Source organism: Bordetella sputigena, assembly GCF_965137885.1.
Taxonomy (GTDB): Bacteria; Pseudomonadota; Gammaproteobacteria; order Burkholderiales; family Burkholderiaceae_B; genus Bordetella_C; species Bordetella_C sputigena.
Genome location: NZ_CBCSCA010000013.1, coordinates 85,103 through 103,005, shown reverse-complemented (window position 1 = coordinate 103,005; position 17,903 = coordinate 85,103). Strand labels below are relative to the sequence as shown.

Genomic DNA, 17,903 nt, shown 5'->3' with positions numbered 1-17,903 from the left:
TCGTCATGCCCGACGCAAGCGTGGATCACGCCGCCATCGCTTTTACGCTGAACGGCCGCGCCACGACGCTGCGCGTGGACGGCGATCGGCGGCTGCTGGATGTGCTGCGCAACGATCTCGACCTGAAAAGCAGCCATTACGGCTGCGGCGCCGGCGAATGCGGCGCCTGTTTCGTACTGCTGGACGAGCATGCGGTGCCCGCTTGCGACACGCCGATGTGGGCGGTGGCGGGCAAGCATGTGGTGACCTCCGAAGGCCTGGGTACGCCGCGCGATCCGCATCCCTTGCAGATGGCCTTTATCGCGGAGCAGGCGGCGCAATGCGGCTACTGCACCTCCGGCATGCTGATCGCGGGCGCGGCCTTGCTCCATCGCTGCCCGCGGCCTTCCGATGCGCAGATCCGCGAGGGCATGGAACGTAATCTCTGCCGCTGCGGCACGCAATTGCGCGTAATCAAGGCGATACGGCGCGCCGCCGACGACATGCCGCGCGGCCACCAAGGCGACGAGCGATGACGGCGGCGTCCGCCCTGCCCCCGAGCCTGCAAGCCAACGCGCGCCTGTCGACGTGGCTGCGCATCGATGCGAGCGGCTACGTCGAGGTGCGATCCGGCAAAGTGGAGATCGGCCAGGGCATACTGACCGCCCTGGCGCAGATCGCCGCGGAAGAGCTGGACGTAGCGCTCGAACGCATCCGCATGGTGGCGGCCGACACGGCGCTCAGTCCGGACGAAGCGGTGACGTCCGGCAGCTTGTCCATACAGCACTCGGGATCCGCGCTGCGACATGCGTGCGCGCAGGCGCGGGCGCTGATGATCGCCAAGGTCGCGCAACGGGAAGGGCTCCCGCCCGCGGCCCTGGCGGTGGCCGATGGCGTCATCCAGCACGATGGACGCGGCCTGGCCAGCTATTGGGAGCTGGCCGGCGACGGCCTGCTGGACTGCGCGGCGCAGCCCGGCGCCGTGCCTAAGGGACGCGATAGCTACCGGGTAGTGGGCACGTCCCAGGCGCGCGCGGACATCGCACAGAAGGTCTTTGGCGAGTTTCGCTTCATACACGATCTGGTGCTGCCCGGGATGGCGCATGGCCGCATGGTGAGGCCGCCGTCGCCCGACGCTGAATTCCTGGAATGGGACGCGGACACGGTGTCGCGCTGGCCCGGCGTGATCGCCGTGGCGCGGGACGGATCGCTGGCCGGCGTCATGGCGGAAACCGAAGCGCTGGCCGAACGCGCCGCCGCCGCGCTGGCCGGATCCGCGCGCTGGCGCGAGCACGCCACGCTGCCGGACGTGGACGATTTGCCGGCATGGCTGAAGACGCTGCGCTGCGTCGACCTGCGGCTGGGCGACGCGCCACGCGTCGATGGTGGCGCCGGTGCCGATGGCGATGCAGCTACGGGTGCGGCTGCGGGTCCCGATGCGCCCGCGCATTCCGCGGGCGCGCCGAACACCTTTCGCGCCACCTATACCAAACCCTTCATCAAGCACGGTTCCATCGGCCCATCCTGCGCGCTGGCCCTGTCCACCGGCGGCAGCCTGGAAGTCTGGAGCCACACGCAAGGCATCTTCAACCTGCGCAAGGACCTGAGCCTGGCCTTCGGACTGCCGGAAGCCGCCATCGTCGTCCGCCACGTGCAAGGCGCCGGCTGCTATGGCCACAATGGCGCGGATGACGTCGCCTACGATGCCGCCTGGCTGGCCCGGCTATGCCCGGGACGGCCGGTCCGCGTGCAGTGGTCGCGCACGGATGAACTGAACTGGTCGGCGCACGGCCCGGCGATGGCGATCGAACTGACGGCCGACGTCGGCCAGGACGGCCGCATCGCCGCCTGGCGCCATGAACTGTGGAGCCCCGGCCACGGCTTGCGGCCGGGCCGTTCGGCCACGCCGACGCTGCTGGGCTCGTGGTACCTGGAGCAACCGTTCGAAAGGCTGCATTCCGTCGACGCGCCGCGCGCCGCCGGCGGCGGCGCCGACCGCAATGCCGATCCTATCTATCGGTTCCCGGACACCGAGGTACTGTGCCACCGCGTGCTGGACGTGCCGTTGCGCACCTCGTCCCTGCGGGCCCTGGGCGCCTACGGCAACGTCTTCGCCATCGAATCGTTCATGGACGAACTGGCCCGCGCGGCGCGCACCGACCCACTGGACTACCGCCTGGCACATCTGGACGACCCGCGCGGCGTGGCCGTACTGCGGCGCGTCGCCGAAATGGCCGGATGGGAAGCGCGCGTGGACCCGCGCGGCGAAGGCAATGGCCGCGGCCTGGGCTTCGCGCGCTACAAGAATACGGGCGCGTATTGCGCCGTGATCGCCGACGTCGAGGTACAGGAGCAGGTCCGCGTGCAACGCCTGTGGATCGCCGTGGACGTCGGCCTGGTGATCAATCCGGACGGCGTACGGCAGCAGATAGAAGGCGGCGCCTTGCAGGCGGTCAGCTGGACGCTGATGGAGGCCGCGCGTTTCGACCGCACGCGTTTACTGGGCGAGAACTGGCAGGATTACCCCATGCTGCGTTTTTCCCAGGTACCCGAGGTGGAAATCGCCATCGTCCAGCACCCCGGCGACGATCCCGTGGGCGCCGGCGAAGGATCGCTGGGACCTACGGCGGCGGCCATCGGCAATGCCGTGTTCGATGCGTTGGGCGTGCGGGTGCGCGACCTGCCGCTGACCTTCGATCGCATCGTCGCCGCCATGGAAGATCCGGCTCGTTGACCGCGCGTGCAATCGCCCGTGCAATCCGATACGCCGACTATTGCGTACACACCCTATCCAGCCAACGAAGGACATAGATGAAACTGAACCTCTTCAGCGGCGGCGCCGCGAAAGCCGTCGTCACCGGCCTGCAGGCGGCATTCGAGCAGCGCCATGGCGGCGCCCTGGCCGCCAGCTTCGGCGCCGTCGGCACCATGCGCGACAAGCTGCTGGCCGGCGAGCCGTGCGACGTGATCATTCTTTCCGATGCGCTGATCAAGGACCTGGAAAAGCAGGGCCACGTTGTCGCCGGCAGCGCGCGTCCGCTGGGCCGCGTCGAAACGGGCGTGGCCGTACGCACCGGCACGCCGCCGGTCGCCGTGGCCGACGGCGCCGCGCTGAAAGCGACGCTGGCCGCCGCGCGCGGCCTGTACGTCCCGCACCTGAAGCAATCCACCGCCGGCCAGCATATCGCCGACGTGCTGCGCAGGCTGGGCCTGGACCAGGCCCTGGCCGACCGCATCCATGAATACCCCAACGGCGCCGTGGCCATGGGCGAGCTGGCCAAGACGACCGGCGACGGCATGGTGGGCTGCACGCAGGTCACCGAAATTCTCTACACGCCGGGCGTGACGCTGGTCGGGGAACTGCCCAGGGAATACGGCCTGAGCACCGTCTACACCGCCGCCTGCTGCACCAAGGCCGCCGACCCGGCGCGAGCCAGGGAATTTGTGGAGGCGCTGGGCGGCGCTGAATCGTCGACCCTGCGAAAAGAGGCCGGCTTCGTCGTCTGAGCCTGCTTCAGCGCGCGCAACGGCCCCACGCGGTGAAGCACGGGCGCCAGACCGATTGATTGCATTGATAGCGATCAACACCCTAAAATGCTATCAGTGCAATCAACGAGAGCGAGCGCCATGGCCGCGAACCTTATCGTACGGAACATTGAGCCGGACGTCGTCCGTGCCTTGAAACAGGCCGCCGCATCGCACGGCCGAAGCGCCGAAGCGGAACACCGGGAAATCCTGCGTGCCGCGCTGAAACGGCCAGCACGGCGGTCTTTCAAGGAAGTGCTGGCCAATATGCCTGACGTCGGGACGGACGAGGACTTCAACTTCCGGAATGGCTGATGTACCTGCTCGACACCAACTTCGTCAGCGAGCTACGCAAAGGGCCGCGCGCAAATCCGGGGGTGCGTAGGTTCCTGGAAGACGAGGCCGATGGAGCGCTCTATTTGCCTGTGCAAGTTATCGGAGAGCTACGCAGAGGCGTCCACAATGTACGAACGCGTGGCGACAAGATCCAGGCAAGGCTGCTTGAAGAGTGGCTGGACGATATGGTCGATAGCTTTCAGGACCGCCTGATCGTTTTCGATGTGGAATGCGCCCAGCTATGGGGCACGCTCATGGTTCCTTGCCCTCACCATCCTATCGACAAACAGATCGCGGCGGTCGCGCTTATCCACGATATGACGGTAGTAACGCGCAATGTCGACGATTTCAGGCCTACCGGGGCAAAGGTGCTCAATCCGTTCAGGTAGACGGTTCCAAGGCGGAGCAGTCCGGCTGCTATTTGTGCAGGAGCCTGCGCATGGCCAGCGCGGCGGCCGCGCTGATTACCAGGGTGAACATGATGGTGGCGACGGCCAGGATGGGCGCCTGATCGGCGAAATCGCTGGTGAGCGTGAAGAACAAGGCCGCGGCGCCATTCACGACCGCCAGGGTCGCGCATCCGGCCAGGGTCGCGCCCAGGCGACCGGCGCGCGCGCAGAACGCGCCGCCCAAAATGGCAATGGCCACTACCGTGGCCATTCCCCAGAACAGGTTTTCATACCCCATCGCACCGTCGCCTTCGGTCGGAAAGCGGCAGTGTAGCGGGCATTCACTCAGTTGCGCGAATACTCCGGTTCGCCGTTGTAGCGTACGCCGCGGATGCCCTGGAACAGCTGGCGGCAGTTGCGTTCGGCTTCGTCCTGCGAGGTGTAGATGGGACCGCCAGCCATGGGCCAGCATTTTTCCGGCGCGTTCACGCCGATCTTGCGAGTCCACACCTGCACGCGATACTTGCGCTCTCCGTCGGCGGCCACCGCGCATCGCACCCGAAAGCCATTGACCGTACGAGTTTCCATGTGAACTCCCTTGACTGGATCGAGACGCCGGGATGGCATCCATTTGTGCGGCATTTTGCCGTGCGGACCAGGAAGCCTTTATTGCGACAAAGAAACGAAAAGCGATAAAGATTTTCTGAGTGCGAACCGGGCCGACGCCAGGAAATCGGTTCTCGACCGCAGGGCGGCTCGTGGCGTTTGTAAGCGCGTGTTAGGCGACCTGGCGGCCAATCGTTGAGCACAGGTGTTTCATCCAATTTCGGGAAGCACGCCAGCCCCTTGGCGATCACACATAAATTTCCCCAAATCCCCATAAAAACACATAGCCGCTGGCGAGGTGTAGCGGTTTGTCGCCTTTTTATAAGACCAACCGAAGGCATAAATCCGACTTTTCCATGAGAATGGAGTCGTCATTGATCCCGCTGCCACGGCAGCAAAGCGCAGGTACATCATGTTCAAACGTTGGATAGTCTCTGGCCTTGGCGCCGCCGCCTTGCTGGCCTCTGGCGTCGCGCTGGCTCGCGTGGATGTGGGTATTTCGATTGGCGTCCCGCCGGTGATCGTCGGAGCCCCGGTCTACGCCGCGCCGGCGCCGGTCTATGTCGCGCCGCCGCCGCCGGTGTACGCGGCGCCCGCGCCTGTCTACGTCGCCCCGCCGCCCGTCGTGGTCGCACCGCGCCCGGTCTACGTCGCGCCGCGTCCCTACTACTACCCCCGTCCCTACTATCACGGCGGCCCTCACTACTACCGTGAAAGCTGGAACAATGGCCGCGGCCATGGGCACGGTCATCATCGTTGATTGCCCAGGCGGAGGCGGACGTCGCCTCCGGTGAAGCCGGCCAAAAAGAAACCCGCCTGGGCGGGTTTCTTTTTGGCTGCTGAAAAGACCGGCAGGGAGCGACCGCTCAGGCCCGCAGCACCGACACACCGCCCATATACGGCCGCAGCGCCTCCGGCACCACCACGCTGCCATCCGCCTGCTGGTAGTTCTCCAGCACGGCTACCATCGCCCGGCCCACCGCCAGTCCGGAGCCGTTCAGGGTATGCACGAATTCCGGCTTGCCCTGCGCATTGCGGAAGCGGCCCTGCATCCTGCGCGCCTGGAAGTTCTCGCAGTTCGACACGGACGAAATCTCGCGCCAGGTATTCTGCGCCGGCAGCCAGACCTCCAGATCGAAGGTCTTGGCCGAGTTGAAGCCCATATCGCCGGTGCACAGCAGCATCACGCGATACGGCAAGCCCAGCAGCTGCAGCACGCGCTCGGCATGGCCGACCATCTCGTCGAGCGCCTCGTAGGACCTGTCAGGCTGCACGATCTGCACCATTTCAACCTTGTCGAACTGATGCTGCCGGATCATGCCACGGGTATCGCGACCGCCGCTGCCGGCTTCCGACCGGAAGCACGGCGTATGCGCGGTCAGCTTCAGGGGCAGGTCGGCTTCGGCCAGGATGGCGTCGCGGGCCACGCTGGTCAGCGTGACTTCCGACGTGGAGATCAGGTACTGGTCCTCGCGCACGTAGGGCTTGCCGTGCTCGTCCTCGCGCGGGCCGTCGTCGGCGCCGCCCTTGGTCACCCAGAACATATCGTCCTTGAACTTGGGCAACTGGCCGACGCCATACAGCGTCGAGCTGTTGACGATGTACGGCGTATAGCACTCGGTGTAGCCGTGCTGGCCGGTGTGCAGATCCAGCATGAACTGCGCCAGCGCCCGATGCAGGCGCGCGACCGGGCCGCGCATGAAGGAAAAGCGCGCGCCCGACAGCTTGGCGGCCGTGTCGAAATCCAGCCCCAGCGGTTCGCCGACGGCGACGTGGTCCTTGGGCTCGAAACCCAGCGGCGCGGGATTGCCGTCCGCGCCAGCGGCGCCGGGCAGCCAGCGGCGCACTTCGACGTTCTCGTCGCTGGACGCGCCCACCGGCACGCTGGGATGCGGCAGATTGGGGATCACGCGCAGCAGGTCGGTCAGTTGTTCCTGCACCTGGGCCAGTTCTTCTTCCAGCTGTTTCAGGCGCGCCGGCAGGGCCTGCGATTCCGCCATCACGGCGCTGGCGTCTTCCCCCTTGGCCTTGAGCTGGCCGATCTGCTTGGCCAGGGCATTGCGCCGCGCCTGCAGGGATTCCGTTTCGGTCTGCACGGATTTGCGGCGCGACTCCAGCGCATTGAAGCGCTCCATATCGAATTGCACGCCACGGGTCTTGAGCCGGTCGACGACGGTTTGCAGGTCTTTGCGCAGCAGGGTGGGGTCTAGCATGGTTCTCTGGAAGACGGGGTTGCGGGGCCGGGCCGCAGGCGACCTAGCGTTTGCCGGACTTGGCCTGCGCGTCCAAATCGCGCAGGAAAGCCAGCTTCTGCTGGATTTTAGCTTCCAGGCCGCGATCGGTCGGCTGGTAGAAGGTGGGATTCAGGCCGTCGGGGAAATAATGCTCCGCGGCGGCATAGCCATGCGGCTCGTCGTGGGCGTAGCGGTAGGCATGGCCGTGCCCCAGCTGCTTCATCAGCTTGGTGGGCGCGTTGCGCAGATGCATGGGCACCGGCGCGCTGCCGTTTTCGGCGGCGTAGCGGCGGGCGGCGTTGTAGGCGTTGTAGACGGCATTGGATTTGGCGGCGCAGGCCAGGTAGACGACCGCCTGCGCCAGCGCGAGTTCGCCTTCCGGCGAGCCCAGGCGTTCGTAGATGTCGGCGCCGTTCAAGGCCAGCTCCGTGGCGCGCGGGTCGGCCAGGCCGATGTCCTCGATGGCCATGCGGACGATGCGGCGCGACAGATAGCGCGGGTCCGCGCCGCCGTCGATCATGCGCGCGAACCAGTAAAGCGCGGCGTCCGGATCGGAGCCGCGCACGGATTTATGCAGGGCGCTGATCTGGTCGTAGAAGGCGTCGCCGCCTTTATCGAAGCGCCGCAGGTTCTGCGATAGCGAGGTCTCCAGCCATTCGGCGTCGACCACGTCGCGGTGCGCGGTACGGGCCGATTCGGCCACGACTTCCACGGCATTGATCAGCCGGCGCGCATCGCCGTCGGCCCAGCCGGCCAATTGTTCGCGGGCGCTGTCGTCGAAACGCATGGCTTCGCCTTCCGGGACGCCGGCGTTCAGCTCTATCAACGCGCGGTCGATCAGCTGCATCAGTTCTTCCGCGGTCAGCGATTGCAGCACGTAGACGCGGGCGCGCGACAGCAGCGCGGAATTGACCTCGAATGAGGGGTTTTCCGTGGTGGCGCCGATGAAGGTGAACAGCCCGCTTTCGACATAGGGCAGGAAGGCATCCTGCTGGGCCTTGTTGAAGCGATGCACCTCGTCCACGAACAGGATGGTGCGACGGCCCTGCCCCTGCGCGACCTGGGCCGAGGCCACCGCGTCGCGTATGTCCTTCACGCCGCCCAGCACCGCCGAAATCGCGATGAAATGCGCGTCGAAGCCGTCGGCCATCAGGCGCGCCAGCGTGGTCTTGCCCACGCCGGGCGGCCCCCAGAAGATCATCGAATGCGGACGGCCGGACTGGAAGGCGACGCGCAGCGGCTTGCCCTCGCCCAGCAGATGCGACTGGCCGACCACGTCGTCCAGGGTGCGCGGGCGCAGGCGTTCGGCCAGCGGGATATGGGCCCGCAGCGCCGGGTCGGCGGCGAACAGATCGTTGCTCATGGGGGAAAGTGGCGAAAGCGTAGACGTATTACACCAGATATGAGGGCACGGGCTCGCCCGCGCAAGCGGGCGCGTGCCGCCCGGCACCCGGGAAAACCCCGACTGGCGCTCTGTAAATAATTTTCAGGATAATCCTGAAAACCGGATTTTCCGGTAAAAGTTTTCAGCCCACTGATACTGCCATGTCGGACTCCACACCCGCCTACCCTCCCCTGGACCCCGCCGGCAAAGGCCTTGGGGCCTTTCCCGCCGGCTGTACGCCGGCCCAGGCGGCCGGCCTGGGCTGGAATCTGCTGGCCGAGGACGTCAGCCTGCCGGCCGCGGTGCTTTACGAATCGCGCATCCGCCACAACCTGGCGTGGATGCAGGCGTTCATGCGGGCCTATCAGGTCCAGCTGGCGCCGCACGGCAAGACGACGATGAGTCCCGCGCTATTCCACCGTCAGCTGCAAGGCGGCGCCTGGGGCATCACGCTGGCCACCGCCCCGCAGGTGAACGCCGCCTACCGCTATGGCGTGCGGCGCATCCTGATGGCCAACCAGCTGGTGGGACGCGCCAATATGGCCCTGATCGCCCAACTGCTGCGCGATCCCGGCTTCGAATTCTGCTGCCTGGTCGATGACCCGGCCAATATCGCGCAACTGGGCGAGTACTTCGCCGGGCAGGGGGTTGTGCTGCGGGTGCTGGTCGAATTGGGCGTGCCGGGCGGCCGCACCGGCGTGCGCGACGACGCGGCGCTGCGGCGCGTGGCCGACGAAGTCGCACGCTGGCCCCGGTCGCTGGCGCTGGCCGGCGTCGAGATTTACGAAGGCGTACTGTCCGAAGAAGGCAAGATCCGCGACTTCCTGCGCCGCGCGGTCGATACGCTGCGCGGCCTGCAGGCGGCGGGCAAGCTGGCGCCGCAAGGCACGGCCATCCTGACCGGCGCGGGGTCGGCCTGGTTCGACGTGGTGGCGCAGGAGTTTTCCGGCCTGGACATCGGCCGTCCGCTGGACATCGTGCTGCGGCCCGGCTGCTATCTGAGCCATGACGTCGGGATCTATCGCGGCGCGGCCGAACGGATCGGCCGGGAAAACGATGTGGCGCGCGGCATGGCGCCGGGCCTGATGCCGGCCTTGCAAGTCTGGGCCTACGTGCAATCGCTGCCCGAACCCGGCCGGGCGATTATCGGCATGGGCAAGCGCGACGCGGCTTTCGATGCGGGCCTGCCGGTGCCGGCGCGGCATTACCGGCCGGGCGCGGCCGCGCCGGGTGTCGCCACACCCGGCTGGGAAGTCACCGCGATGATGGACCAGCATGCCTTCATGCGCATCGCCGACGGCGACGACATCCAGGTGGGCGACATGATCGGCTTCGATATTTCCCATCCCTGCCTGACGTTCGACAAGTGGAAGCAGGTGCTGCTGGTCGACGACGACTACCGGGTCGTCGATATCGCGCAGACCTTCTTCTGACCGGCAACGCGCCGGCATCGCGAACGAGTTTCCTTATTCCACACGCAGTTTCCGTCCGGCGGCGCCTCCGCCTAGAACTTCTGGAGCACACTCGATGAACGCATTGGTCTCCCGTCGCCGCGACGGGCTGAAAACCTTGTTGCTGGCCGCCGCGCTGGGCGTGGCCGCCCTGGGCGCGCCCCTGCACGCCGCGCCCGTCAAGGGCGGCACGATTTCCGTCGCCACCATAGGCGAGCCGCCTACGCTGGACCCCATGGCCAGCACGGCGGACCTGGTCGGCATCATCAGCCAGCACATCTACGAAACCCTGTACACCTTCGACGCCAAGTGGAACGTGACGCCGCTGCTGGCGCAGGCGCTGCCCACCGTCAGCGCCGACGGCCTGACCGTGACCATTCCCATCCGCACCGACGTCAGCTTCCATGACGGCAGCAAGATGACGGTGGACGACGTGATCGCCTCGCTGCAACGCTGGACCACGACGGCATCGCGCGGCAAGGCGACGGCGCCGCTGATCAAGGCCATCGAGGCCGCCGACGATCACACGGTGCGCATCACGCTGACCCAGCCCTACGCCCCGCTGACGGCCCTGCTGGCCATGAACAACGCCGCCGCCGCCATCATGCCCAAGAGCAAGATCGCCGCGACGATCACCGAGTACATCGGCACCGGCCCCTATATGGTGAAGGCGCGCGTGCCCGATCAATACCTGCAGCTGGTGCGCTTTCCCGGCTACAAGTCGCGCGGCGGCCAGCCCGACGGCTATGGCGGCGCGCGCGAGCAGAACCTGGACGAAATCCGTTTCGTCCCGGTGCCCAACGCCAATACGCGCCTGGAAAGCGCCGTGGCCGGCCAGTACGACTACGTCGACTCCATCGCGGTGGAATCGGCCGGCAAGCTGAAGTCCGGGCAATCTCAGGCCGTACTGCTCAAGCCCTTCGGCTGGCCGCGCCTGGTGATGAATACCAAGCAAGGCATCATGTCCAACCTGAAGATGCGCCAGGCCGTGCAGATGGCGCTGAACGAGGAAGACATGCTGGCCGCCGCCTTCGGCAGCACCGATTACTACACCGTCGACGGCGCCATGTATCCCAAGGGCTATCCCTGGTACACCGATCGCGGCACCCAGGCCTACAACAAGGGCGATGCGGACGGCGCCAAGAAGCTGATCGCCGCCGCCGGCATTCCCGATCGCACCATCCGCATCCTGACCAGCCAGCAATACGAGTTCCACTACAAGATGGCCCTGGTCGCGGCCGAATACCTGAAGCAGGCCGGCTTCAAGGTCGATATGCAAGTCGTCGACTGGGCCACGCTGACGCAGCGCCGCCAGGACCCGGCCCTGTGGGACATCTTCATTACGCACAGCCCCTTCCTGCCCGAGCCCGCGCTGATCGACTTCCCGTCGAAGAACTCGCCGGGATGGTGGGACACGCCGCGCCGCAACCAGGTGCTGGACGCCTTCAACCGCGCCACGTCGCAGCAAGAGCGCGTCAAGCTGTGGGGCGACGTGCAGCAGGCGATTTTCGATGAAGTGCCCTTCATCAAGGTGGGTGACTTCAACGCGGTGGCCGCCAAGTCGCCCGCGCTGCAAGGCGTGACGCCGGCGCCGTGGCCCTACTTCTGGAATGCGTGGAAGGCGTCGAAGTAAGCGACGCATCGAGGATTGCCTGTGTTGTCCTATCTTTTCAACCGCCTGCTCGGCCTGGTCGCCGTGATGTTCCTGGTGGCCACGATCGTCTTCGTGATCATCCGGATCACGCCCGGCGACCCGGCCGCGGTGATGCTGGGCCCGGAAGCCAGCCAGCAGGATATCGCCGCGCTGCGCACGCGGCTGGGCCTGGACCGGCCGCTGCCGGTGCAATACGTGACCTGGCTGGGCCAGCTGGCGCGCGGCGATCTGGGCCAGTCCATCTTCCTGAACAAGCCGGTGCTGTCGGCGCTGGCCGACCGCGCCGAGCCGACGTTCTGGCTGACGCTGATGTCGCTGATCATCGCGACGCTCATAGCCTTGCCGGTGGGCATACTGTCCGCCGTCAAACGGGGGACCGCGCTGGACCAGTCGGTGTTGAGCTTTTCCATGTTCACCTCCAGCGTCCCCAGCTTCTGGCTCGGCCTGCTGCTGATGCAGGTGTTCGCGGTGAAGCTGGGCTGGCTGCCGGTGTCGGGCTACGGCGGGCCGGATGCGTCGTTCGGCACGCGGCTCAGCCATCTGGTCCTGCCCGCCGTGGTGCTCGGCCTGGTGAATTCGGCGCTGATCACCCGTTTCATCCGCGCCAGCATGCTGGACGTGCTGCGCGATGACTATGTGCGCACCGCCCGGGCCAAGGGCCTGCCGGAACGCAAGGTCATCATCAAGCACGCCGTGCGCAACGCCCTGATTCCGATCCTGACGGTGCTGGGCCTGACCACGGCGCTGCTGGTCAGCGGCGCGGTCGTCACTGAAACAGTCTTCGGCCTGCCCGGCGTCGGCAGCCTGGTGGTGTCGGCGGTATTGCGCCGCGACTATCCGGTGATCCAGGGCGCCTTGCTGGTGGTCGCCGCGATCTACGTGCTGATCAATCTTCTTATCGACCTGCTCTATCTGGCGGTCGACCCGCGGGTGCGCTACTGATGGCCATGGTTCTTTCCTCGCATGCCGGCGGCGAACGCTGGCAGGTCCTGCGGCTGCTGGTCGCGCGCAAGACCGTGCTGCTGAGCCTGATCGTGCTCATCGTGCTGGTCGGCGCGGCGCTGCTGGCGCCGGTGATCAGCCCCTACGATCCCTTCAAGCTCTCTATCATCAACCGGCTTAAACCGCCCAGCGCGGCGCACTGGTTCGGCACCGACGATTTCGGCCGCGACGTCTTCAGCCGCGTGGTCTATGGCGGGCGGCTGTCGCTGACCGTGGGCTTCGCGGTGGTGATCCTGTCCAGCGTGCTGGGCATCGCCCTCGGCCTGATCGCCGGTTTCTTCCGCGGCGCCGACAAGTTCGTGTCGCGGCTGATCGACGCCATGATGGCTTTTCCAGACATCCTGCTGGCGATTTCGCTGGTGGCGGCGCTGGGTCCGTCGGTCATCAATGTGGTGATCGCGCTGGGCATCGTCTACACGCCGCGCCTCGCGCGCATCGTGCGGGCATCGACGCTGGTCATCCGCGAGCTTCCTTTCGTCGAGGCCGCGCGTGCCCTGGGCGTGCCGACACGGCGCATCGTCGCCGTGCACGTGCTGCGCAATCTGGTGTCGCCCATCCTGGTGCAGGGCACTTTCATCTTCGCCTACGCCATCCTGGCCGAGGCCGGCCTGTCTTTCCTGGGCGTGGGCGTGTCGCCCGACATCCCCACCTGGGGCACGATGATCAATGCCGGCCAGCAATATATGGGCTCGGCCGACTGGATCATGATTTTCCCGGGCATCGCCATCGTGCTGTCGGTGCTGTCCCTGCAATTGGTGGGCGACGGTCTGCGCGATGTGCTGGACCCGCGCCTGCGCAAGGAGTTATGAGCGATGACGGCAAGCACACGCGACGTCGTTCTTTCGGTGGAAGGACTCAAGACCTGGTTTCATAGCCGCGACGGCATCGCCAAATCGGTGGACGGCGTGACCTTCGACCTGGCGCGCGGCGAGACCCTGGCCATCGTCGGCGAATCGGGATCCGGCAAGTCGGTGACCAGCCTGTCCATCATGGGCCTGCTGCCCAAGCCGGCCGGGCGCATCGAGGCCGGCCACATCCGCTTCCGCGACCGCGCCGGCGTGGAGCACGACCTGGCGACCGCATCGGCGGCGCGCATGCAGGATATTCGCGGCAAGGAGATCGCCATGATCTTCCAGGAGCCGATGACCAGCCTGAACCCGCTATACACCGTGGGCGACCAGATCGCCGAAGCGGTGCTGCAGCATGAGGGCGGGTCGCGCGCCGCGGCCCTGCGGCGCGCGCGCGAAATGCTCGAACGCGTGGAAATTCCCGCCGCCGAGCGGCGCATCAACGAGTATCCGCACCAGATGTCGGGCGGCATGCGGCAGCGCGTGATGATCGCGTTGGCGCTGGCCTGCAACCCGTCGGTGCTGATCGCCGACGAGCCCACCACGGCGCTGGACGTGACGGTGCAGGCCCAGATCCTGGATCTGCTGCGGCGCCTGCAGGAAGAACTGGGCATGAGCATTCTGTTCATCACCCACAACCTGGGCGTGGTCGCCGAGATCGCCCATCGCGTCGCGGTGATGTATGCCGGACGCGTCGTCGAAGACGCGGATGTCTATGACCTGTTCGAGCGGCCCAGCCACCCCTACACGCGCGGGTTGCTGTCCTGCATACCCACCGACGCGCTGCTGGCCAGCGGCGAGCGCCTGCGCGCGATTCCCGGCAACGTGCCGAGCGTGCTGGCGTTGCCCGCCGGCTGTACCTATGCGCCGCGCTGCGAGCTGGCCAGCGAGGCCTGCACCCGCGCGGTGCCCGAACTGACCAACGTGCGCGGCGGCCACCGCGCGCGCTGCATCAAAGTGACTCCCGCATGATGGACGCCATGACCGACGCCCCGCCCCTGGCCGCCGCCGGCAATGCCGCGCCGGCGCGCGACGCCAGCCCCCTGCTCAGCGTGCAGGACCTGCGCGTGCATTTTCCGACGTCCTCGCGCCGCGGCGCGCCCGTCGTCAAGGCGGTCGACGGCGTCAGCTTCGACGTGCGGCGCAATTCCATCGTCGGCCTGGTCGGCGAATCGGGATCTGGCAAGACGACCACCGGCCGCGCGCTGTTGCGCCTGGTGCCGGCCACCGGCGGCAAAGTGCTGTTCGACGGCACCGACCTGAGCCGCCTGGACGAAAGCGCGATGCTGCCCTGGCGCCGCCGCATGCAGATCGTCTTCCAGGACCCGTACGCCAGCCTGAACCCGCGCATGACGGTGGCGGAAATCCTGGGCGAAGCCCTGGACACGCACAAGCTGGCGCGCGATCGCCGCCACGACCGCATCGCGGAACTGCTGACGCGCGTCGGCCTGAACGCCGACCACGCCCGCCGCTATCCGCACGAGTTCTCCGGCGGCCAGCGCCAGCGCATCGGCATCGCGCGCGCCCTGGCGGTCGAGCCCGATTTCATCGTCGCCGACGAACCGGTATCGGCCCTGGACGTTTCCGTGCAGGCGCAAGTGCTGAACCTGCTGCAGGACCTGCAGCGCGACCTGGGCCTGGCCATGCTGTTCGTGGCCCACGACCTGGCCGTAGTGAACTACCTGTGCGATGAAGTCGTGGTGATGTACCTGGGCCGGGTCATGGAAAGCGGGCCGACGCGGCGCGTCTATGCCGCCCCGCGCCACCCGTATACGCGCGCCCTGCTGTCCGCCGCCCCGGTGCCGGACCCGCGCGCGCCGCGCAAGCGCATCCTGTTGAAGGGCGATATTCCCAGCCCCATGGATCCGCCTTCGGGCTGTGTCTTTCGCACGCGCTGCCCGCACGCGATCGAGGCCTGCGCGCAGACCGTGCCGGCGCCGCAGCCCATGGGCGACGACCAGATGGTGGCCTGCCTGCGGGCCGCCGAGCTGGCCTGAGGACAATACGCCGCAGCCGCGCGCACAACCCAGCATCCACCGTCAGCAGAATCCGCCATGACCCAGATCCGCGACATCGTCTACCAGATCCGCAGTTGCCGCGACACGCTCAGCGCGACCGAACGCAAGGTGGCGGACGCCATCCTGGACGACATCGCGATGGCGGCCGGCGCCACGGTGGACCAGCTGGCGGGCAAGGCCGGCGTCAGCATCGCCACCATCTCGCGCTTCGCGCGTTCGGTGGGCTGCGACGATACGCGCGACCTGAAAATGAAGCTGGCCCAGGCCAGCGCGGTCGGTACGCGCTTCCTGGACCGCAACACGCCCGCGGAAGAAAGCACCTTCTACGCCCGCATCTACGCCGATATCGAAAGCACGCTGCGCGCGCATCTGCCCCTGTACACCGAAACGCTGTTCGAACAAGCCATGGAAATCGTGCGCGGCGCGCGCATGACCTACGTTTTCGGCATGGGCGGCGCGTCGGCGGTGCTGGCGCAGGAAACGCAGTCGCGCCTGGTGCGCCTGGGCTATCCCGTGGCGGCCTACAGCGACGCCGTACTGCTGCGCATGGTGGCCGCCACGCTGGACGAGCGGGATGCGGTGATCATGCTGTCCGCTTCCGGCCTGACGCCGGAAATACTGTCCGGCGCGCGCATCGTCAAGCAATACCGCGCCCGCATCGTCGCCCTGACGGACGCCACCGCGCCGCTGGCCGAACTGGCTGACGTGGTGATCCCGGTGCGCACGGACGAAACTGACTTTATCTACAAGCCATCGGCATCGCGCTACGCGATGATGCTGGCCATCGACCTGCTGGCCACCGAGCTTGCCATGGCGCGGCAGGACGAGACCCGCGACCGCCTGCGCCGCATCAAGCTGGCGCTGGACGAATACCGCGGCGGGCCCAATCGCCTGCCGCTTGGAGATTGACACGATGTACGACACCCTGATCGGCCCCGTCCGCGTGCTGGATGGCAGCGGCGCCGCCGAATTCCAGGCCAATGTGGCATTGCGCGACGGCCGCATCGCGGCGATCGGCGTGGCCGACGATGCACCGGCGCGCGCCCGTATCGATGGCCGTGGCGCCGATGGCCGCCCGCGCGTACTGGCGCCCGGCTTCATCGACGTACACACGCATGACGACACCAACGTCATCCGCACGCCGGACATGCTGCCCAAGCTGTCGCAGGGCGTGACCACCGTGGTGGTGGGCAATTGCGGCATCAGCGCGGCGCCGGTGCGCCTGCGCGGCGAGGTGCCCGATCCCATGAATCTGCTGGGCCAGGAGGCGGACTTCCAGTATCCGACGTTCGCCGACTACACCGCGGCGGTCGATCGCGCGCGGCCCTCGGTCAACGTCGCCGCGCTGATCGGCCACACGGCGCTGCGCAACAACCACATGGACCGGCTGGACCGCGTCGCCACCGCCGCCGAAATCGAAGCAATGCGTGGTCAGCTGCGCGATGCGCTGGCCCACGGCGCCATCGGCCTGAGCACCGGCCTGGCCTACGCGTCCGCCTACAACGCCAGCACGGAAGAAGTCCAGGCGCTGGCGCAGGTGCTGGACGAGTTCGGCGCCCTGTACACCACGCATCTGCGTTCCGAATTCGCCGAGATCCTGGACGCCATGCAGGAAGCCTATGCGGTAGCGCGCCATGCCCGCGTACCGGTGGTGATCTCGCACCTGAAATGCGCCGGCGCCGGCAACTGGGGCCGCACGACCGAGGTGCTGGCCAGCCTGGAAAGCGCCGGCCGCATGCAGCACGTGGGCTGCGACTGCTACCCCTATTCCGCCAGTTCCTCGACGCTGGACCTGAAGCAGGTCACCGACGATTTCGATATCGACATCACCTGGTCCACGCCGCACCCCGAACAGGCCGGGCGCAAGCTGGCCGACATCGCGCGCGACTGGGACATGCCGCTGATGGACGCCGCGCGGCGCCTGCAGCCGGCCGGGGCCGTCTATCACGGCATGCGCGAGGACGACGTGCGGCGCGTGCTGGCTCACAAGCTGACCATGATCGGTTCCGACGGCCTGCCCAACGACCCGCATCCGCACCCGCGCCTGTGGGGCGCCTTTCCGCGCGTATTGGGCCACTACAGCCGCGACGTCGGCCTGTTCCCGCTGGCCGTGGCGGTGCACAAGATGACGGGCCTGTCGGCCGCGCGCTTCGGCCTGCGCGATCGCGGGCTGATACGCGAAGGCAATTGGGCCGACCTGGTGCTGTTCGACCCGGATACCGTCATCGACCGCGCCACCTTCGACGCGCCGCTGCAGACCTCGGCGGGCATCGACGGCGTGTGGGTGAACGGCGACCTTTCCTACTGGCAGGGCGCGGCGACGGGCGACCGCGCCGGGCGCTGGCTGCCGCGCCAGGGCGACCTGCGCGGCGGATTCGCGCTGTTGAATGCCTGATGCCGCGGGCGCCGGCGGCCCCGCGTCCGCGCCTTCCCTCCGATAGCCGGGCGCCGATATAGCGCCCGCACCTGAAATCAAG

The 17,903-nt window shown here is 67.3% G+C and carries 18 protein-coding genes; 14 read left to right on the top strand and 4 right to left on the bottom strand.

All coding sequences use genetic code 11. From position 1 onward, the window contains the following. Positions 1-5: 5 nt before the first annotated feature. The 5 genes from ACNA0R_RS22250 to ACNA0R_RS22230 all read left to right on the top strand — a co-directional run bounded on the left by ACNA0R_RS22250 (position 6) and on the right by ACNA0R_RS22230 (position 4,229). Positions 6-515: a (2Fe-2S)-binding protein gene (locus ACNA0R_RS22250; RefSeq protein WP_415828250.1), complete on the top strand. Its 510-nt coding sequence runs from the start codon at positions 6-8 to the stop codon at positions 513-515. Continuing rightward, positions 512-2,713, top strand: coding sequence for a xanthine dehydrogenase family protein molybdopterin-binding subunit (locus ACNA0R_RS22245; protein ID WP_415828249.1), 2,202 nt, complete (start codon positions 512-514; stop codon positions 2,711-2,713). The genes ACNA0R_RS22250 and ACNA0R_RS22245 overlap by 4 nt, the downstream gene beginning before the upstream one ends. Positions 2,714-2,790: 77 nt before the next feature. After that, the gene (locus tag ACNA0R_RS22240; RefSeq protein WP_415828248.1) at positions 2,791-3,486 is read left to right on the top strand and encodes a molybdate ABC transporter substrate-binding protein; all 696 of its coding nucleotides are present in this window, start codon (positions 2,791-2,793) and stop codon (positions 3,484-3,486) included. Positions 3,487-3,606: 120 nt separating this feature from the next. Beyond that, the gene (locus ACNA0R_RS22235; RefSeq protein ID WP_415828247.1) at positions 3,607-3,819 is read left to right on the top strand and encodes a FitA-like ribbon-helix-helix domain-containing protein; all 213 of its coding nucleotides are present in this window, start codon (positions 3,607-3,609) and stop codon (positions 3,817-3,819) included. Continuing rightward, positions 3,819-4,229, top strand: a complete 411-nt coding sequence (locus tag ACNA0R_RS22230) for a type II toxin-antitoxin system VapC family toxin (protein WP_415828246.1) — start codon at positions 3,819-3,821, stop codon at positions 4,227-4,229. Before ACNA0R_RS22235 ends, ACNA0R_RS22230 begins: the two co-directional genes overlap by 1 nt. Before the next feature lie 28 nt (positions 4,230-4,257). Here ACNA0R_RS22230 and ACNA0R_RS22225 read toward each other — a convergent pair whose 3' ends face one another. Continuing rightward, complete coding sequence (locus tag ACNA0R_RS22225; RefSeq protein ID WP_415828245.1) at positions 4,258-4,527, bottom strand: hypothetical protein; 270 nt, start codon at positions 4,525-4,527, stop codon at positions 4,258-4,260. 47 nt (positions 4,528-4,574) lie between these two features. Then, positions 4,575-4,817, bottom strand: coding sequence for a hypothetical protein (locus ACNA0R_RS22220; protein ID WP_415828244.1), 243 nt, complete (start codon positions 4,815-4,817; stop codon positions 4,575-4,577). A gap of 430 nt (positions 4,818-5,247) precedes the next feature. On the opposite strand from ACNA0R_RS22220, the gene ACNA0R_RS22215 reads away from it, so the two are divergent. Beyond that, entirely contained in the window at positions 5,248-5,595 is a 348-nt protein-coding gene (locus tag ACNA0R_RS22215; RefSeq protein ID WP_415828243.1) for a virulence factor, read from the top strand. 106 nt (positions 5,596-5,701) lie between these two features. Here the strand turns inward: ACNA0R_RS22215 and serS are convergent, their stop codons facing one another. Further along, a complete protein-coding gene (gene serS / locus ACNA0R_RS22210) occupies positions 5,702-7,048 on the bottom strand; it encodes a serine--tRNA ligase (protein WP_415828242.1) in 1,347 nt (448 codons plus the stop codon). 43 nt (positions 7,049-7,091) lie between these two features. Beyond that, complete coding sequence (locus ACNA0R_RS22205; RefSeq protein WP_415828241.1) at positions 7,092-8,432, bottom strand: replication-associated recombination protein A; 1,341 nt, start codon at positions 8,430-8,432, stop codon at positions 7,092-7,094. A 182-nt stretch (positions 8,433-8,614) separates the two neighbouring features. Between ACNA0R_RS22205 and ACNA0R_RS22200 the strand changes: the two genes are divergently transcribed. From ACNA0R_RS22200 to ACNA0R_RS22165, 8 genes are all read left to right on the top strand, one after another. After that, on the top strand, positions 8,615-9,886 hold the full coding sequence (locus ACNA0R_RS22200) for an amino acid deaminase (RefSeq protein WP_415828240.1): 1,272 nt from the start codon (positions 8,615-8,617) through the stop codon (positions 9,884-9,886). 94 nt (positions 9,887-9,980) lie between these two features. Further along, entirely contained in the window at positions 9,981-11,537 is a 1,557-nt protein-coding gene (locus tag ACNA0R_RS22195; RefSeq protein WP_415828239.1) for an ABC transporter substrate-binding protein, read from the top strand. Positions 11,538-11,558: 21 nt separating this feature from the next. Then, on the top strand, positions 11,559-12,500 hold the full coding sequence (locus ACNA0R_RS22190) for an ABC transporter permease (RefSeq protein ID WP_415828238.1): 942 nt from the start codon (positions 11,559-11,561) through the stop codon (positions 12,498-12,500). After that, positions 12,500-13,369, top strand: coding sequence for an ABC transporter permease (locus ACNA0R_RS22185; protein WP_415828237.1), 870 nt, complete (start codon positions 12,500-12,502; stop codon positions 13,367-13,369). The genes ACNA0R_RS22190 and ACNA0R_RS22185 overlap by 1 nt, the downstream gene beginning before the upstream one ends. A 3-nt stretch (positions 13,370-13,372) precedes the next feature. After that, positions 13,373-14,380 (top strand): ABC transporter ATP-binding protein, encoded by a 1,008-nt coding sequence (locus ACNA0R_RS22180; protein ID WP_415828236.1) that lies wholly within the window; start codon positions 13,373-13,375, stop codon positions 14,378-14,380. An 8-nt stretch (positions 14,381-14,388) separates the two neighbouring features. Beyond that, a complete protein-coding gene (locus ACNA0R_RS22175) occupies positions 14,389-15,405 on the top strand; it encodes an ABC transporter ATP-binding protein (protein ID WP_415828235.1) in 1,017 nt (338 codons plus the stop codon). A 57-nt stretch (positions 15,406-15,462) separates the two neighbouring features. Then, positions 15,463-16,335, top strand: coding sequence for a MurR/RpiR family transcriptional regulator (locus ACNA0R_RS22170; protein WP_415828234.1), 873 nt, complete (start codon positions 15,463-15,465; stop codon positions 16,333-16,335). 4 nt (positions 16,336-16,339) lie between these two features. Continuing rightward, the gene (locus ACNA0R_RS22165; RefSeq protein ID WP_415828233.1) at positions 16,340-17,821 is read left to right on the top strand and encodes an N-acyl-D-amino-acid deacylase family protein; all 1,482 of its coding nucleotides are present in this window, start codon (positions 16,340-16,342) and stop codon (positions 17,819-17,821) included. Positions 17,822-17,903 lie beyond the last annotated feature (82 nt).

Bases quoted from the DNA above. Each gene is read 5' to 3' on its own strand.
- ACNA0R_RS22250 (WP_415828250.1), top strand. From the start codon at position 6: ATGCCCGACGCAAGCGTGGATCACGCCGCCATCGCTTTTACGCTGAAC.
- ACNA0R_RS22245 (WP_415828249.1), top strand. From the start codon at position 512: ATGACGGCGGCGTCCGCCCTGCCCCCGAGCCTGCAAGCCAACGCGCGC.
- ACNA0R_RS22240 (WP_415828248.1), top strand. From the start codon at position 2,791: ATGAAACTGAACCTCTTCAGCGGCGGCGCCGCGAAAGCCGTCGTCACC.
- ACNA0R_RS22235 (WP_415828247.1), top strand. From the start codon at position 3,607: ATGGCCGCGAACCTTATCGTACGGAACATTGAGCCGGACGTCGTCCGT.
- ACNA0R_RS22230 (WP_415828246.1), top strand. From the start codon at position 3,819: ATGTACCTGCTCGACACCAACTTCGTCAGCGAGCTACGCAAAGGGCCG.
- ACNA0R_RS22225 (WP_415828245.1), bottom strand. From the start codon at position 4,527: ATGGGGTATGAAAACCTGTTCTGGGGAATGGCCACGGTAGTGGCCATT.
- ACNA0R_RS22220 (WP_415828244.1), bottom strand. From the start codon at position 4,817: ATGGAAACTCGTACGGTCAATGGCTTTCGGGTGCGATGCGCGGTGGCC.
- ACNA0R_RS22215 (WP_415828243.1), top strand. From the start codon at position 5,248: ATGTTCAAACGTTGGATAGTCTCTGGCCTTGGCGCCGCCGCCTTGCTG.
- serS (WP_415828242.1), bottom strand. From the start codon at position 7,048: ATGCTAGACCCCACCCTGCTGCGCAAAGACCTGCAAACCGTCGTCGAC.
- ACNA0R_RS22205 (WP_415828241.1), bottom strand. From the start codon at position 8,432: ATGAGCAACGATCTGTTCGCCGCCGACCCGGCGCTGCGGGCCCATATC.
- ACNA0R_RS22200 (WP_415828240.1), top strand. From the start codon at position 8,615: ATGTCGGACTCCACACCCGCCTACCCTCCCCTGGACCCCGCCGGCAAA.
- ACNA0R_RS22195 (WP_415828239.1), top strand. From the start codon at position 9,981: ATGAACGCATTGGTCTCCCGTCGCCGCGACGGGCTGAAAACCTTGTTG.
- ACNA0R_RS22185 (WP_415828237.1), top strand. From the start codon at position 12,500: ATGGCCATGGTTCTTTCCTCGCATGCCGGCGGCGAACGCTGGCAGGTC.
- ACNA0R_RS22180 (WP_415828236.1), top strand. From the start codon at position 13,373: ATGACGGCAAGCACACGCGACGTCGTTCTTTCGGTGGAAGGACTCAAG.
- ACNA0R_RS22175 (WP_415828235.1), top strand. From the start codon at position 14,389: ATGACCGACGCCCCGCCCCTGGCCGCCGCCGGCAATGCCGCGCCGGCG.
- ACNA0R_RS22170 (WP_415828234.1), top strand. From the start codon at position 15,463: ATGACCCAGATCCGCGACATCGTCTACCAGATCCGCAGTTGCCGCGAC.
- ACNA0R_RS22165 (WP_415828233.1), top strand. From the start codon at position 16,340: ATGTACGACACCCTGATCGGCCCCGTCCGCGTGCTGGATGGCAGCGGC.